This is a genomic window from Aquirufa originis (assembly GCF_042714495.1).
In the GTDB taxonomy this organism is placed as follows: Bacteria; Bacteroidota; Bacteroidia; order Cytophagales; family Spirosomataceae; genus Aquirufa; species Aquirufa originis.
Genome location: NZ_JBBKXY010000003.1, coordinates 97,871 through 111,283, shown reverse-complemented (window position 1 = coordinate 111,283; position 13,413 = coordinate 97,871). Strand labels below are relative to the sequence as shown.

Genomic DNA, 13,413 nt, shown 5'->3' with positions numbered 1-13,413 from the left:
ATGAGGTCCGTTTTAGCATAGCTATGTAACTTTGAACTGCGTTTACATTTCCACTTGATGAACATACTTTGTAACCATAATCAACATTGTGGGATGAAGTCCAGTAGACTGTTTCACAATATTCCGCACTACTGATAAAGGGCGCGAGCCCAAGGACAACTAAAGAGAGTAACTTTTTCATAATGAATACATTAGATTTTTTCCCTACTGCTTAGTGGTTTTTCGGGATTTACCAAGGTTTCGAAACTTGGTTTAAAGGTATTAGCAATCCTTTATCTGGCAAATACTACCTAATGTAGTATTTTTGTAGTATGAAATTAAATTATTACAACAAAATATATAATAATTCTTATTATTTAAATCGAAGAGAGGGATAGTCCCGAAGAAATTTTCTGAAATCCTTTTTACCTGAAACACCTATTTTAGTCATGATATTTCGACGATGTTTACGCACCGTATTTTCTGAAATAAATAAATGTTCGGCAATTTCTTTGCATGTAAAATTATCCTTAGAAAATTGAATAACTTGAGCTTCTCGAGAAGTAAAATCAAAATTATTAGGTAGAGTTAGGTGTTGTGTCATATATTTTTTTGAATTAGGGTTAGTGATACAAACATACAAGTATCCAAAGAACTTGCAACCTAAAAACAAAAAATATAATTATATTTTAACGACGAATAATACAATTTTTATATCTTATTATTCAATTTAAGAAAATCTAAAATGTAAGGAGTTTTTAATAAAATTTATACTCAAGAATTGAGAAACTGCAATATCATTAGAAATCGAAAGAAAGCTTTTTGCTTATCTCCCAAAACAGCATTTATAAAAGTCCAACTAGACTGGCACCTCATTCACCATTTACCACTTACCATTCACCATTTATGAATGGCACCTCATTCACCACTTACCATTTACCATTTTATTAGCGTCGCATCGAAAAGAACTCCTTCAATAGTTGTTCTGATTCGTTTGCCAAAACCCCGCCAACAATCTCTGTCTTCGGGTGTAAAATGCCTGTTCCTAGTTTTTCAAAGCCGCGCTTCTCTTCTGAAGCACCGTACACTAATCGCCCTAACTGTGACCAATAAATGGCCCCTGCACACATGAGGCAAGGTTCCAGGGTCACGTAAAGCGTGCAATCTTTCAAATACTTAGAGCCGATTGTTTGGGCGGCAGAGGTAATCGCAATCATCTCAGCATGAGCCGTTACGTCGGTCAAAATTTCTGTTTGGTTGTAGGCCTTTGCCACAATTTTTCCTTGGCAAACGACCACTGCTCCTACCGGAATTTCTTCGTCTTCTAAAGCTCGCTCCGCTTGTTTCAGCGCGAGGCTCATATAATATTCATCCTCGTTTGGAATCATAAAACGTCTGCTAATTTTGTCAAGCGATTACGTAAATAGAAATCTAACAATACAATCGCTGACATTGCCTCCACGATAGGTACGGCGCGTGGCACCACACAAGGATCGTGACGACCTTTGCCTGATACAACAATTTTTTCTCCAGAATTGTTCAAACTATCCTGATCCTGCATAATCGTAGCCACTGGCTTGAATCCTACCCGGAAATAAATGGGCTCTCCATTCGAAATCCCTCCTTGAATACCACCCGAATGGTTGGTAACCGTGCTCACTTTGCCTGCTTCGTCTTTGACAATGATATCGTTGTGCTGAGATCCGCGAAGTTCAACTCCATCAAATCCAGAACCGTATTCAAAGCCTTTTACGGCGTTGATGCTTAACATCGCTTTGCCTAATTCCGCGTGCAATTTATCGAAAACCGGTTCGCCTAAACCCACCGGACAGCCTGTGATGTAGGCTGAAACGACCCCTCCCACGGAATCCCCTTGCTTGCGGATATCGTCGATGTAAGTGAACATTTCTTCTGCTAATGTAGTATCAGGGCAACGCACGGCGTTTGTTTCTGCAACCGCTAAATCCAGTTGCTCTACGGGCGTTGTTAATTTTAAGGTTCCTACTTGCGAAACGTAGGCGGTAATTTTTACGCCTAATTGTTTTAATACTAATTTGGCCAAAGCCCCTGCAGCCACCCGCGCCACCGTTTCTCTCGCCGAGCTACGGCCGCCTCCGCGGTAATCGCGAACTCCATACTTTTCTTGGTAGGTAAAATCAGCGTGGGAAGGACGGAATTGATCTGCAATGTGTGAATAATCTTTCGAGCGTTGGTCTCCATTCCAAACTAACATCGCAATAGGTGTACCAGTCGTTTTTCCTTCAAAAACGCCGGAAACTACTTCCACTGAATCCGCTTCTTTCCGTTGCGTTGTGATGCGCGATTGACCCGGTTTGCGGCGATCTAATTCCGATTGAATGAATTCCATATCGAAATCAACTCCCGCTGGACAACCCGTTACGACCACACCCACCGCAGCACCGTGTGACTCGCCGAACGTACTAATTTGAAATATTTTACCGTAGATACTGCCCATACTATTTATTTTTGGCCTTAATTATCAAAATGAAAAGCCAGAGTAAAACCAGCCCTAAAAAAGCATTAAAAATCTGTTTCCAATCAATCCATCGATAGCCGATCACTTTGTCTGCTGCTAATCTCTCTAGTCCTCGATACAGCAACATCGTTTCCGTCTGCGTGTTCAACTCGCGATCCGAGGGTTGACCACTCACGATCAAAATTGCTTCTGAACGCAAGGTATCATATGCTGCAGTCCGGGTGTTAAAGTAGATCCAATTAAAATAGGATTTCAATGCAAATTTACCCGGTTGCGATGGAATAATCAGTATTTTCTCCGTTTTATTGCCTAACATTTTGTCTCCAAAGGGGTAAACCGAACTTTGGGTCCCCACTGGAAAGAAATTTAGGAAATAATCAGACTCGATTAATTTCGAATCCCACAGAATACCATTTCCATCTCCTACCACACTCGAAACATAAACGACCGTATCCCCGGTTTGAACCTGATCTCTGGACAAGGTTTCAATTAAACGAAAATCCCCCACGGGCACCTTCCCTTTTAAGGGATGATTAGGTAATTCCTTCGGACTAATCACGATAGGTTTCGAACTAAAAACCACTTTTTCTGTATTTTTTAGCATCTGTAAACTGACAGAAGGAATGACAATTTTCTTCGCATCTAAAGCAAAATAAGTAGACTGAAAGAAGCGATACTCTGTGTATTTTTTATTCTTATAAACCACTTTAGACACCTTCACTTCCTGTAGTCCAAAACTCTCTTCCCAGCAATTTTTAGGCCTTAATTTCTGAATCAAGGCTGGTATTTGAATATCATTTCGATCAAAACTATAGCGAGTCGAATTATCGTCCGGGATAAACAATGAGAATTTCAGGGTGAATCCTTGACCTACGAAGGGTTGAGTCTGGGTAGAGGTGAGGGCTAGAAAGACGGAGTTTTGGCCTTTGAAAAGTTCTTCAATTTGGGCTTTATTTTCTTCTATCACTTCCTCCTTTTGTTCTGAGGCACTGACTTGCAGGGCAAATCCATCCATCTTTAATGATTGCTGATTCACGATGATTTCAGCAGATGGAATAAGTAAGGTTCCTGTGGCGGAAGCTTGATAATATTGAGAAAAAGTGAAAGAATAAACCGGTTCACCGTTTTGAATATCGGTAGCTTTCGAACGAGAAACCCCTAACTTTCTAAGACCCGGAAGTTCAGGGAATTTATAAGAAGGTGTTTCAACGCTGGCATTCGCGGATTTGAACACAAAGGATAAAGAGAAATTCTCTTCCAGTGTAATGGATTTCTCCCCCACGAGCAAGGTGGCCTGCGCACGTAAGTCCGTGAAGGCGAGTAAAAAGACCCCGAAGAAAAAGAAAATCCGTCTCATTGCTGCAATTTAAGAAATCCTAGTCCAACGACCGCATTATCGAATAACTCGAAAGCGAAAAGATAGTCCGAAAGCGATATAATGATCTTCTGGATGCAAAAAACTTTGGCCGGCAGAAATATCTAATTTCACATCCTCATTCACATAATAAGCAAAACCGGCATCATAGGAATGATCCGCGAATTCTGAGGCAGGGAATCGCCCAAAAACCTCCACATAGGCATAGCCCTTCTTACCAATCAACACGTTGGGAGCTACCCGGTAAATACCTTCAAAAGAGCCGTTCGAATGCATTTCTGTTCCAATATTGTAACCTATGCCTGAACGCTCATTAAAATCATTTTGCATCGTAAAAACCACGTCACCTATCGAGTGACCACGCAAATTTTTCTCGGAGAAATCCCGATTTTGGTGATCCCAATTATAATGAACAATCACCGAGGTGCGCGGTTTCCAACCAAAAGGCTGAAACAAGGCCCATTTAAATCCGATAGCCTCCGTCTGAAAACGGGTTTCCATCCCTGGCTCTTTCGCTAAAACAGAAACATAGCGCAATTCGAATCGCTTACTGACTCCGTATTTTAATAAGGAAGTAGGAAATAAATATTCTCGATTAGAGCGATTGAAACCTATTTCGGCCTGTAAAAAACCCTTTTTCACAATGAAAGGGCATTCCGTTTGATCTGGACGATCTGTTTCGATGCGACCCTCGCTCTGAGCAAAAGCGGCGAAAGAAATCATTGACAGCAACAAGATCCGTGTAAACATACACGAAGTTAGTGTTTTTTAGTCTAGTCTAAAAAATTATTTAGAAGAACCTTTTATCGTAAAACCTAAAGCCCCATAAAATTCAAGGAAATAGATGGATTGCTCCGCGTGATCAACCGAACGACCTGTGGTATGGATGTCCCACAATTTCGTAGCTCCTGTCTTGACTGTAGTTTCGAAGAACAATAATTTAGAGAAATTAAATTTCAATCCAGTTTTCAAAGAAGCTCCACCCCCGGCCAGATTCCAGAAGTTGTTTTGACCCACCCCAAATACGTGCACATCCGAACGGGGCACTAAAGCCCCAATTCCGACACCTTGCATCCAATCGATGGCAAAACGACTCTTAGAACTTTGGTATACCGGATTATAGTGCTCTAGTTCAATAGAGGCATAATTATAGCCATCCGTGTGTTCTAGGTGAACGAATTTGTTCGGATCTAAGACTAAAGGAGTTTGATTGAAATTTCCAATAGGTGAAACATAATCAGAATGTACATCAATCTCAGGAGTTGAAACCTTGGATGAAATAAAGCCATTCACTTTCACCGTTTGGCCATCAGTTACCACGTATTTCATATGGTCCCAACCAATACTGATGGATAAATTATCTTTTATGAAATAACCCGCATGGAAATTAAATTGAGGAATTGACAATAAACCGGGATCTACGTAAGTTTTAAACTCACTTAAAGGCGTGGGAGCATCTAAGGCCTGCGCATCTAATAGGGTAAAATCATAACCCGGTCCTACAAAACGAATATCAGAATTTGCATAGCTAGAACGATTATACCCCCAGGTGATATAATAGGAACCCTTTTTATTCGTTTGTTGTGAAAAAGCGGAAAGGCTCACCAAACTAAGCAAAGCGATAAATAGGATTTTTTTCATAATGCGGATCTTAAATTCGAGTCACAAAGTTCGGCATTTTTTGACGCTTTTATATACCAAAAACTTGATTTTCATCAGAAATCAGGAACGCGATAACTATAATTCGTACAGATTGCCGTAAATTGCATCCCGAATTCATTACCATTACCTTATGAGAAAACCATCTGCGAAATTTGAATACAAAACCTTTACGTTAGGCGAAAAGCTGACGGAAGAGCAGAAAGAATACTTCAAGAAGTATGGAGTAATTCACTTTAAGAAATTTATTGAGCCTGACACAGCAGAACTTTTCATTTCGGAATTAGCGAAAATTGAGACACAATGGCTAAAAGAGGGCATTGAAAAGGTAAAAGGAATTCCTTTGAAGTTTGGCAAAGACCACGAAGGAAATCCGATGATTCAGCGCATGTGCTTTACGAATCAGTTTAGCCCAGTTTTAGCGGAATTAATTAGAGATCCTCGCTTACAGTTATTAATCGAGCTTTTAGGACCCTACGAAGGTCGCATCAGCGAAGATGAAAAAGATGGCTTAGTATTTAACCATTATATCAACCAACCTAATTCGAAGTTCAGCCAAATGGGCTGGCACACGGATAGCCCACGTGATTTATTCTTAGGACAAAAAATCCTTCCGATGTTAAATGTGGGAATTCACTTAGACAATTGCCCTTCTTCGAATGGCGGTCTACGTGTACTTCCTGGCACACATACGCAAGGGGTCTTAAAATTATTGTTTGGAAAGAAGCAATTCATCGATCACAAACCAGATCCTAGAGAAGCGGCGTTCGAAATCGAACGTGGCGATTTAACCATTCACGATGGCCGCTTATGGCACCGGGTGGAGGTTTCTCCGAATGTGGGTGAAAAATCCCGTCGCCGTGTGATGTATGTTCCTATTATTACCGGGAAATACAAACCGAAAACGGATCAAAGTAAGACTCCATTCTACCACCGCTTCGCGAAAGTGGTAACGAAATAAAAAAAGCGGCTCTTTTCGAAGAGCCGCTTTTTTTATGATTTAGATTCTAAATAGGATTGCAAAATGATCGTGGCTGAGACACGGTCGACTGTTCCTTTTTCTCTCCGATCCTTCTTCGACATCCCTCCCGCGATCATCGCTTGCATGGCTAGCTTGGAGGTGAAACGTTCATCGTGTTCTTCTAAAGGAATCAAGGGAAACTTCTTACGAAAGCTTTTGATAAAAATGCGAACACCGGCTGTGGAATCCGTATCGGTATTGTCGAGATTTTTGGGCATTCCGATCACTACTTGATCGACCGTTTCCTTCGAGAAGTAAGTTTGTAAAAATACCAACAAAGTATGGGTGGGAACCGTATCTAAACCATTTGCGATAATCTGCAAAGGATCTGTGACAGCAATGCCAGTTCTTTTTAAACCAAAATCAATCGCTAGAATGCGCCCCATCTTAGGAATTTAAATACCCCTTGTCGCGCAATATCTTATCGAGTAATTTCTTGTCATTATCGTTATTAAACACGCTAAATGGCAAGTGCAAGAATTGGTATTTTCCCATCTCAAGAACGTAGGCGTCCTTGTCTTTGTAAGCGCCTAAAATCATATCCCATTTGATCATTCCGCCTTCTTTATCAGAAAGCTTCATGAAGATTTGGCGACTATCGATTTCGTAGCGGTATTTATCAAATAATTGCTTGTATTGCGCTAATTGTGTAATTCCGGTAAACTGAATTAACCAAAAAAGAATGTAGGCAATCACCGCAATGGCGATGAAAATATAGATCCAATAGTTCTTATAGGCCCCTGTCAGGTTCAAAGCTACATTTCCTATAATAAGTACCAAAGGAATAAAAGCAAACTTCCACTGATTCGAGAAAAGCTGACGCATACACAGACCTACAAACTTGTTTTTTTCTAAGGCGAATTTCTTCGTTTTGATCGCTAATGGATTGGAAGGTGCTTGCATTTGGCGCTGTTGAGCCCCGTACATTTTAGACATATAGAATGATTTTTAAACGCTATTTAAGGCGTAAAGGTACGAAAATTGGATAATTTTGGTAATTTTAAATCGCACTATTTGAATTAAAGCAATCCCTATGTCTGCCAAACAAGTACTTGATGGCCCTGCCCTCCTCCAAAAAATCCGTAGAATTGCCTTTCAAATCTATGAGAATAACTTCGAAGAGTCCGAAATTGTTATCGCAGGGATCGTAGGCGAGGGATTCGCGTTTGCCGAAATGTTATGTGATGAGATCAAAAGCATCTCGAAAATCCAGGCTATCCCGGTCAAAATTGATTTAAATAAAGAGCAACCTTACGAGCGTCCAGTAAAATTTGAAGGCGGAACGGACGCCTTAGAAAACAAGGTGATCATTGTGGTAGATGATGTATTGAACACAGGCCGAACCTTCTCTTATAGCTTAGCTCCTTTCTTGAGCATGCACGTAAAACGTATCCAGGTAGCCGTAATTGTGGATCGCAACTACAAGCGCTTCCCTATTTCAGCTGATTATAAGGGATACGAGCTTTCTACAACGCTTTCGGAGCATGTACAAGTGATCTTATCAGATCCCACAAAAAGAGGAGTTTATTTAGCTTAGTTTTTTTGCCAAATTTCCCAAGCCTTATCGGCTTGGCCTTGTAACATCTCCAATCCGGCATAGATGCCTCCCACCTTCTGATCTAGACCTGCTTTCAAGAAAGCAGTCTCCAATGGGTTGTAGACGATATCATATAAATAATGTTGCTTATTCAGTAATTCATAAGGGATAGGGGGTTTGTCATCCACCTTGGGGAACATCCCTAACGGCGTCGTATTCACGATCAAACCAATTTCTTCCATCAACTCAGGCATTTGTTCGTAAGTGATCGTTTCATCCGATGATTGACGGGAAACCTTGATTACCTCAAATCCCATATCCTCCAAGGCCACAATGATCGCTTTTGCAGCGCCTCCCTGACCTAAAACACAGGCCTTTAGTGAGCCAAAGTTCTTGAATTTATCCCAAAACTCCACCGTCGTACGAAACCCCCAATAATCCGTATTGTACCCACGGGTATAGCCGTCTGCGGCAATTTTGATCGTATTGACAGCGCCTATTTGGGCAGCGGCTAAATCAATCTCATCGAGCAAAGGCATCACCAGTTGCTTGTAAGGAATGGTCACATTCAGCCCTTTCAGATTCGGATTCGCTGCTAAAATTGCCTTGAACTCGTCGATACTCGGGATCGGAAATTGTTCGTATGCATGGGTTTCTGAGAGACCCAGCTTTTCAAATTTTTCCGTGAAATACGCTTTGGAAAAAGAATGACCTAAAGGATAACCAATCAGACCATATAAGTGCGAGATAGCCATCTTATTTGCGTTTTGAAATCAATCCCCAAACAATAGGCAGAACAGAAACGCCAACGATTCCTAAAACGACTTTCTCAAAATTTGCTTTCACAAATTCGTTATCTCCTAAGAAATAACCCGCCGCAGAAATACTGCTTACCCAGAGAGTCGCCCCTAAAAAGCCATATAACAAATAAACCGGATAAGACATGCGTCCCGCTCCTGCCACAAAGGGCGCTACGGTACGAACGATCGGGATGAATCGGGCTAGGATAACGGTTTTCGGGCCATATTTGGCATAAAATGCTTCCGTCTCTTCAATGTGCTCTCGCTTCAAAAACAAAACCTGTTCTCGTTCTCGAATGAGATTACTAAAATATTTACCAATAAAATAATTCACTTGATCTCCTAAAAGAGCCGCTCCGATTAACAAAGGAATCACCGTTCCTAAAGACAATTCACCACTGGCCGCGGCTAATAAACCCACCGAGAACAAAAGAGAATCGCCAGGTAAGAAAGGCATCACCACGAGCCCCGTTTCCACAAAAACAATCAGAAACAGGAGACCATAAGTCAATGCGCCATGAGCGGCAATGAATTCTGATAAAAACGTCAAAGGATCCTTTAAGAGATCTAACAAAAGCTGTAGCATTCGAACTATTTCGTTAAGAAGTGGTCAAATGTATCGCCACGTAATCCTAAACGAATCGTTTCAAGAGAAACAACTTCCTGCGGTGCAATATTTCCTACGTTTACGTTCGCGCCTACTAATTTCACGAACCAAACTTGTTGCGACTTCTGCGGTGCCTCCCAGATGATTTTCTCTTCTGGAATCTCCGTTAAAATTTCTTCTACTAATCCTTGGCGAACTTCTCCAGAGGAACGGAACAAACCTACATTTCCTCCTTCACGTGCCTCACCGATTACTTTCCATGCACCTGCCTCTAATTCCATGCGCATCAATTTAATCCACTTATACGGTGGAATAATCTTTGCCTCATCTTTCGACCCTACTTCAGAAAGAACAGTTACTTGCGTTGCTAACGTGCGAATTAATTCACATTTAATATCTGACTCCATTTCGATCGAACCGTCCGAAACTTCCGCATATTCCATACCGAATTCATCTAAAATACGGCGGTAATCATCAAATTGTCCACGGATATAGAATGCTTCAAATAAGGTTCCACCAAAATAAACGGGAATCCCAGCAGATTTATACAAAGCTAATTTCTCCTTCAAATTAGGGGTAACATAAGAAGTCGCCCAGCCTAATTTAACGATATCTGTATAATCAGCGCCTGTTTCCAAGAAGTCTTCTACTTGACGCAGACTTAGTCCTTTATCCATGACCATGGTTAAACCTTTTTGACGTGGCTTAGTTGTACGATCAGGAATTTGATTTAAATGATAATTCATATAGTTTATTAATGGATTGGTACGGTTTTGTGCCAAATATCTACAAAAATAAGCATTCCAAACGAGAGCCACAATTTTCCCTTGTTTTCTGACTTAAAAAATAAACTTTTAGGGTCTAGAATAGTTTCGTATTTTTGACCCAACAATCAGTGATCTTCACCAAACAAAAATTTTTATTCGTATGAAAAAGTTCACTTTCTCATTCCTTACTCTATTTTTTGTATCCCTTGCTGTGTTAGCGAACTCTACTGCAGATACCATTATTGGCGAGTGGATTTCACAAGAAAAGGATGGCAAAATCATTATTTACAAACAAGGAGATCAATACCATGGCAAAATTTCCTGGGGCAAAACTCCTGGAAGAAAAGATGGAAAAAACCCAGACGAGAAATTACGCGGTCGCGAACTGCTGGGTGCTGTCATACTAAAGAACTTTAAATTCACTGGTTCTGCGTGGGAAAATGGAACGATTTATGATCCTAATTCTGGAAAAACATACGATTGCATTCTTAAAATAAAAGACGGGAACAAAACGCTCGACATCCGCGGCTTTGTGGGTATCTCGATGTTTGGAAGAACATCTACCTGGTCACGCTCTTAATTAAACTAACCGCCTAACATGGAACCAAACGAACAAGTATTAGCCTACCTCAACCAAAATCTACATAAAAAAATTGCAGACGGGAATCCGGCACCCATCGGAAAATGGCTCGATGGTACATTGGTCAAAGCGGAAGCTGGGAAATTAACCGCAGAATTCATTGTCCGCCCAGATCAATTAAATCATGCGGGAGTTATCCACGGTGGTGTGATCTCCGCGATGTTAGATGAGATGATGGGAATGACGTTGATTACAGCAAAAATCGATCACCTTTACGTGACGATCAATTTGTACATCGACTTTTTATATGGAGCGAAGGCAAACGAAGTTATCACCGTAACTACCGAAATTCACCGCGTAGGCAAGAAAATTGCGAACGTAGAAGCGAAGTTGCACAATGCAGAGGGCAAATTGCTCGCAAAAGGAGTAAGCAACCTAGCGGCGACTTCGATCCCTTTCTCTTTCTAAGACAATAATTGGTAGACGGCGAAGGCTGATAAGTAGGCCAAAGCCGTCATATAGCCAAACTGGATCAAGGGATATTTCCATGACTTTGTTTCGCGGTAGGTGGTAGCGAGTGTACTCATACATTGCATCGCAAAAGCGTAGAAAATCAATAAGGAGAAACCTAAGGCCGCATCGTACATGGGCTTTCCGGTAAGTGGATTAATTTCTGCACGCATCCGGTTTTTAATCGTTGCATTTTCATCATCGACCTCACCGCCCATACTATAGATAGTGGACATCGTCCCCACGAAAACTTCGCGAGCTGCAAAAGAAGTAATCAACGCAATTCCAATTTTCCAATCGTAGCCTAATGGACGAATAACGGGCTCCACAAAATGCCCAAAATGTCCCGCATACGAATTTTCTAATTTCTCAGCAGAGATCTTATTCTGCAATTTGACTCCTTGCAAGGTTGGATTTTCCTGACGAACCCGAGCTTCAGATTGTGCAATCTTATCCCCAGGACCATAACTCGCTAGCACCCATAAAACGATGGAAATAGCCACGATAATTTTACCCGCTTCAAAAACAAAGGCATTCACCGAATTCCAAATGGTCAAAGCCACATGTTTGAACCGAGGTCCCTTATAGGTAGGTAATTCCATGATGAAATAACTTTTCTCTTTGGCTTTCAAAATCACTTTCATGACCCAAGCAGAAACCAGTGCCATGAAGAAACCCAATAAATAAAGTCCAAACAATGCCACTCCTTGTAAATTGAATAAGCCAAATAAGGCTTTATTCTCCGGAACCACCAAGGCAATCAGAACCGTATAAATGGGCAAACGTGCAGAACAAGACATCAATGGCGTCACTAAAATCGTGATTAAGCGATCCTTCCATGAACCAATCGAACGCGTACTCATAATCGCCGGCACCGCACAAGCCACCCCAGAAATCAAGGGCACCACAGACTTGCCATTCAAGCCAAATCGGCGCATCAATTTGTCCATGATGAACATGACGCGTGACATGTAGCCGGTCTCTTCCAAAAGAGAGATAAATAAAAACAAGAAGGCGATTTGGGGAATGAAAATTAACACCCCACCAATTCCCGCTATCAAACCATCGGTTAACAAGGCGGTCAAAGCCGAATCCGGTAATACTCCTTTCAACCAGTCATTCAACATCGCAACACCCCCATCGATGGCGTCCATTGGATAGGTAGCCCAGGTGAAAATAGCCTGAAACATCACAAAAAGAATGGCTAAGAAAAACACATAGCCTCCCACCGGATGTAAAAAGAATTTATCTAAACGATCTGTCCACGTCCGAACAGGTGCTGCATCCCATTGGCGATTTAAATTAATCACACAACGATCCACGACTTCCGTAATTTGCTCGTAACGTTTGACGGTTTCTTCAGATTGGTATTTCTTAGACGAGAAATGGTGTTTGTTTTGGATAGAATCAAACGTTTCACGCTGTTGAGTAGAGAACATTTTCATGCGATCATGTTCCATCAACCACAAAAGTGAACGGTAGGTCTCGCCATCCCCAAATTTGGCTTGGACCTCTTGAATAAGATCTTCCGCAACAGGTAAGGGAAGTGCGTCGTTCGAAGCATAGCGGTTCGCCAACGTCTTCACAACGGCTAATTTCAGGCCATTCAAACCGATTCCCTTTTTGGCATTCACCTCTGCCACTTCGACGTTTAATTCGCGTGCCAATTTAATCGAGTTGATCACATAGCCCTCGTTCTCTGCGACATCAATCATATTCAAGGCCAAAACCGTCGGAATACCGAGGTCCCGAACCTGCGAAAACAATAATAAGTTACGCTTAAGATTAGACGCATCCGCTACTACAATCGCCATATCCGGAAAATCTGGATGCGTGGGATCACCTAAAATATTGATAACTAATTCCTCGTCGATTGACTTTGGATATATACTATAGATACCTGGCAAATCTAAAATTTCCACCGGACGCTTGGGTTCTAATTCCCAAATCCCCGTCAGCTTCTCCATCGTCACCCCCGGAAAATTACCCGTCTTTTGATTCAATCCCGTTAAGGAATTAAAAAGAGAGGATTTTCCTGCATTTGGATTACCAATCAGCGCTATTTTAGGTGTTTTTGCCAA

The 13,413-nt window shown here is 41.4% G+C and carries 16 protein-coding genes; 4 read left to right on the top strand and 12 right to left on the bottom strand.

The genetic code is table 11. The features are described from left to right. Nucleotides 1-352: 352 nt before the first annotated feature. The 6 genes from SKC35_RS08860 to SKC35_RS08835 all read right to left on the bottom strand — a co-directional run bounded on the left by SKC35_RS08860 (nucleotide 353) and on the right by SKC35_RS08835 (nucleotide 5,492). Nucleotides 353-583 carry a helix-turn-helix transcriptional regulator gene (locus SKC35_RS08860; protein ID WP_377979042.1) on the bottom strand — a complete coding sequence of 77 codons (231 nt, stop codon included), beginning with the start codon at nucleotides 581-583 and terminating at the stop codon, nucleotides 353-355. 343 nt (nucleotides 584-926) lie between these two features. Continuing rightward, nucleotides 927-1,367 (bottom strand): nucleoside deaminase, encoded by a 441-nt coding sequence (locus SKC35_RS08855; protein WP_377979041.1) that lies wholly within the window; start codon nucleotides 1,365-1,367, stop codon nucleotides 927-929. Then, nucleotides 1,364-2,455: a chorismate synthase gene (gene aroC, locus SKC35_RS08850; RefSeq protein ID WP_377979040.1), complete on the bottom strand. Its 1,092-nt coding sequence runs from the start codon at nucleotides 2,453-2,455 to the stop codon at nucleotides 1,364-1,366. Before aroC ends, SKC35_RS08855 begins: the two co-directional genes overlap by 4 nt. A gap of 1 nt (nucleotide 2,456) precedes the next feature. Then, nucleotides 2,457-3,833, bottom strand: a complete 1,377-nt coding sequence (locus SKC35_RS08845; RefSeq protein ID WP_377979039.1) for a BatD family protein — start codon at nucleotides 3,831-3,833, stop codon at nucleotides 2,457-2,459. Between the two features lie 36 nt (nucleotides 3,834-3,869). Further along, nucleotides 3,870-4,601, bottom strand: a complete 732-nt coding sequence (locus SKC35_RS08840; RefSeq protein ID WP_377979038.1) for a transporter — start codon at nucleotides 4,599-4,601, stop codon at nucleotides 3,870-3,872. A 36-nt stretch (nucleotides 4,602-4,637) separates the two neighbouring features. After that, a complete protein-coding gene (locus tag SKC35_RS08835) occupies nucleotides 4,638-5,492 on the bottom strand; it encodes a hypothetical protein (RefSeq protein ID WP_377979037.1) in 855 nt (284 codons plus the stop codon). Nucleotides 5,493-5,643: 151 nt separating this feature from the next. On the opposite strand from SKC35_RS08835, the gene SKC35_RS08830 reads away from it, so the two are divergent. Continuing rightward, nucleotides 5,644-6,471: a phytanoyl-CoA dioxygenase family protein gene (locus SKC35_RS08830; protein ID WP_377979036.1), complete on the top strand. Its 828-nt coding sequence runs from the start codon at nucleotides 5,644-5,646 to the stop codon at nucleotides 6,469-6,471. A 32-nt stretch (nucleotides 6,472-6,503) separates the two neighbouring features. Here SKC35_RS08830 and ruvX read toward each other — a convergent pair whose 3' ends face one another. Together ruvX and SKC35_RS08820 are read right to left on the bottom strand one after the other, a co-directional pair. Next, nucleotides 6,504-6,917 carry a Holliday junction resolvase RuvX gene (ruvX, locus tag SKC35_RS08825; RefSeq protein WP_377979035.1) on the bottom strand — a complete coding sequence of 138 codons (414 nt, stop codon included), beginning with the start codon at nucleotides 6,915-6,917 and terminating at the stop codon, nucleotides 6,504-6,506. A gap of 1 nt (nucleotide 6,918) precedes the next feature. Further along, nucleotides 6,919-7,467, bottom strand: coding sequence for a YcxB family protein (locus tag SKC35_RS08820; protein ID WP_377979034.1), 549 nt, complete (start codon nucleotides 7,465-7,467; stop codon nucleotides 6,919-6,921). Nucleotides 7,468-7,564: 97 nt separating this feature from the next. Here SKC35_RS08820 and SKC35_RS08815 point away from each other — a divergent pair, with 97 nt between their 5' ends. After that, nucleotides 7,565-8,068, top strand: coding sequence for a phosphoribosyltransferase family protein (locus SKC35_RS08815; RefSeq protein WP_377979033.1), 504 nt, complete (start codon nucleotides 7,565-7,567; stop codon nucleotides 8,066-8,068). On the opposite strand, the gene SKC35_RS08810 is transcribed toward SKC35_RS08815, so the two are convergent. From SKC35_RS08810 to SKC35_RS08800, 3 genes are read right to left on the bottom strand one after another with little or no spacing between them, the layout of a single operon-like run. Then, nucleotides 8,065-8,823, bottom strand: a complete 759-nt coding sequence (locus SKC35_RS08810; protein ID WP_377979032.1) for a shikimate dehydrogenase family protein — start codon at nucleotides 8,821-8,823, stop codon at nucleotides 8,065-8,067. The genes SKC35_RS08815 and SKC35_RS08810 overlap by 4 nt on opposite strands. A 1-nt stretch (nucleotide 8,824) precedes the next feature. Further along, nucleotides 8,825-9,454 carry a VTT domain-containing protein gene (locus tag SKC35_RS08805; protein ID WP_377979031.1) on the bottom strand — a complete coding sequence of 210 codons (630 nt, stop codon included), beginning with the start codon at nucleotides 9,452-9,454 and terminating at the stop codon, nucleotides 8,825-8,827. Between the two features lie 5 nt (nucleotides 9,455-9,459). After that, nucleotides 9,460-10,221 (bottom strand): phosphosulfolactate synthase, encoded by a 762-nt coding sequence (locus SKC35_RS08800; RefSeq protein WP_377979030.1) that lies wholly within the window; start codon nucleotides 10,219-10,221, stop codon nucleotides 9,460-9,462. Between the two features lie 181 nt (nucleotides 10,222-10,402). On the opposite strand from SKC35_RS08800, the gene SKC35_RS08795 reads away from it, so the two are divergent. Beyond that, nucleotides 10,403-10,822 carry a DUF2147 domain-containing protein gene (locus tag SKC35_RS08795; RefSeq protein WP_377979029.1) on the top strand — a complete coding sequence of 140 codons (420 nt, stop codon included), beginning with the start codon at nucleotides 10,403-10,405 and terminating at the stop codon, nucleotides 10,820-10,822. Nucleotides 10,823-10,840: 18 nt separating this feature from the next. Next, entirely contained in the window at nucleotides 10,841-11,290 is a 450-nt protein-coding gene (locus SKC35_RS08790; protein ID WP_377979028.1) for a PaaI family thioesterase, read from the top strand. On the opposite strand, the gene feoB is transcribed toward SKC35_RS08790, so the two are convergent. Beyond that, on the bottom strand, nucleotides 11,287-13,413 hold the full coding sequence (gene feoB, locus SKC35_RS08785; RefSeq protein WP_377979027.1) for a ferrous iron transport protein B: 2,127 nt from the start codon (nucleotides 13,411-13,413) through the stop codon (nucleotides 11,287-11,289). The two genes, SKC35_RS08790 and feoB, sit on opposite strands and share 4 nt — an antisense overlap.

What these genes read in the sequence shown, in the direction of transcription:
- SKC35_RS08860 (WP_377979042.1), bottom strand. Translation starts at nt 583, where the DNA reads ATGACACAACACCTAACTCTACCTAATAATTTTGATTTTACTTCTCGA.
- SKC35_RS08855 (WP_377979041.1), bottom strand. Translation starts at nt 1,367, where the DNA reads ATGATTCCAAACGAGGATGAATATTATATGAGCCTCGCGCTGAAACAA.
- aroC (WP_377979040.1), bottom strand. Translation starts at nt 2,455, where the DNA reads ATGGGCAGTATCTACGGTAAAATATTTCAAATTAGTACGTTCGGCGAG.
- SKC35_RS08845 (WP_377979039.1), bottom strand. Translation starts at nt 3,833, where the DNA reads ATGAGACGGATTTTCTTTTTCTTCGGGGTCTTTTTACTCGCCTTCACG.
- SKC35_RS08840 (WP_377979038.1), bottom strand. Translation starts at nt 4,601, where the DNA reads ATGTTTACACGGATCTTGTTGCTGTCAATGATTTCTTTCGCCGCTTTT.
- SKC35_RS08835 (WP_377979037.1), bottom strand. Translation starts at nt 5,492, where the DNA reads ATGAAAAAAATCCTATTTATCGCTTTGCTTAGTTTGGTGAGCCTTTCC.
- SKC35_RS08830 (WP_377979036.1), top strand. Translation starts at nt 5,644, where the DNA reads ATGAGAAAACCATCTGCGAAATTTGAATACAAAACCTTTACGTTAGGC.
- ruvX (WP_377979035.1), bottom strand. Translation starts at nt 6,917, where the DNA reads ATGGGGCGCATTCTAGCGATTGATTTTGGTTTAAAAAGAACTGGCATT.
- SKC35_RS08820 (WP_377979034.1), bottom strand. Translation starts at nt 7,467, where the DNA reads ATGTCTAAAATGTACGGGGCTCAACAGCGCCAAATGCAAGCACCTTCC.
- SKC35_RS08815 (WP_377979033.1), top strand. Translation starts at nt 7,565, where the DNA reads ATGTCTGCCAAACAAGTACTTGATGGCCCTGCCCTCCTCCAAAAAATC.
- SKC35_RS08810 (WP_377979032.1), bottom strand. Translation starts at nt 8,823, where the DNA reads ATGGCTATCTCGCACTTATATGGTCTGATTGGTTATCCTTTAGGTCAT.
- SKC35_RS08805 (WP_377979031.1), bottom strand. Translation starts at nt 9,454, where the DNA reads ATGCTACAGCTTTTGTTAGATCTCTTAAAGGATCCTTTGACGTTTTTA.
- SKC35_RS08800 (WP_377979030.1), bottom strand. Translation starts at nt 10,221, where the DNA reads ATGAATTATCATTTAAATCAAATTCCTGATCGTACAACTAAGCCACGT.
- SKC35_RS08795 (WP_377979029.1), top strand. Translation starts at nt 10,403, where the DNA reads ATGAAAAAGTTCACTTTCTCATTCCTTACTCTATTTTTTGTATCCCTT.
- SKC35_RS08790 (WP_377979028.1), top strand. Translation starts at nt 10,841, where the DNA reads ATGGAACCAAACGAACAAGTATTAGCCTACCTCAACCAAAATCTACAT.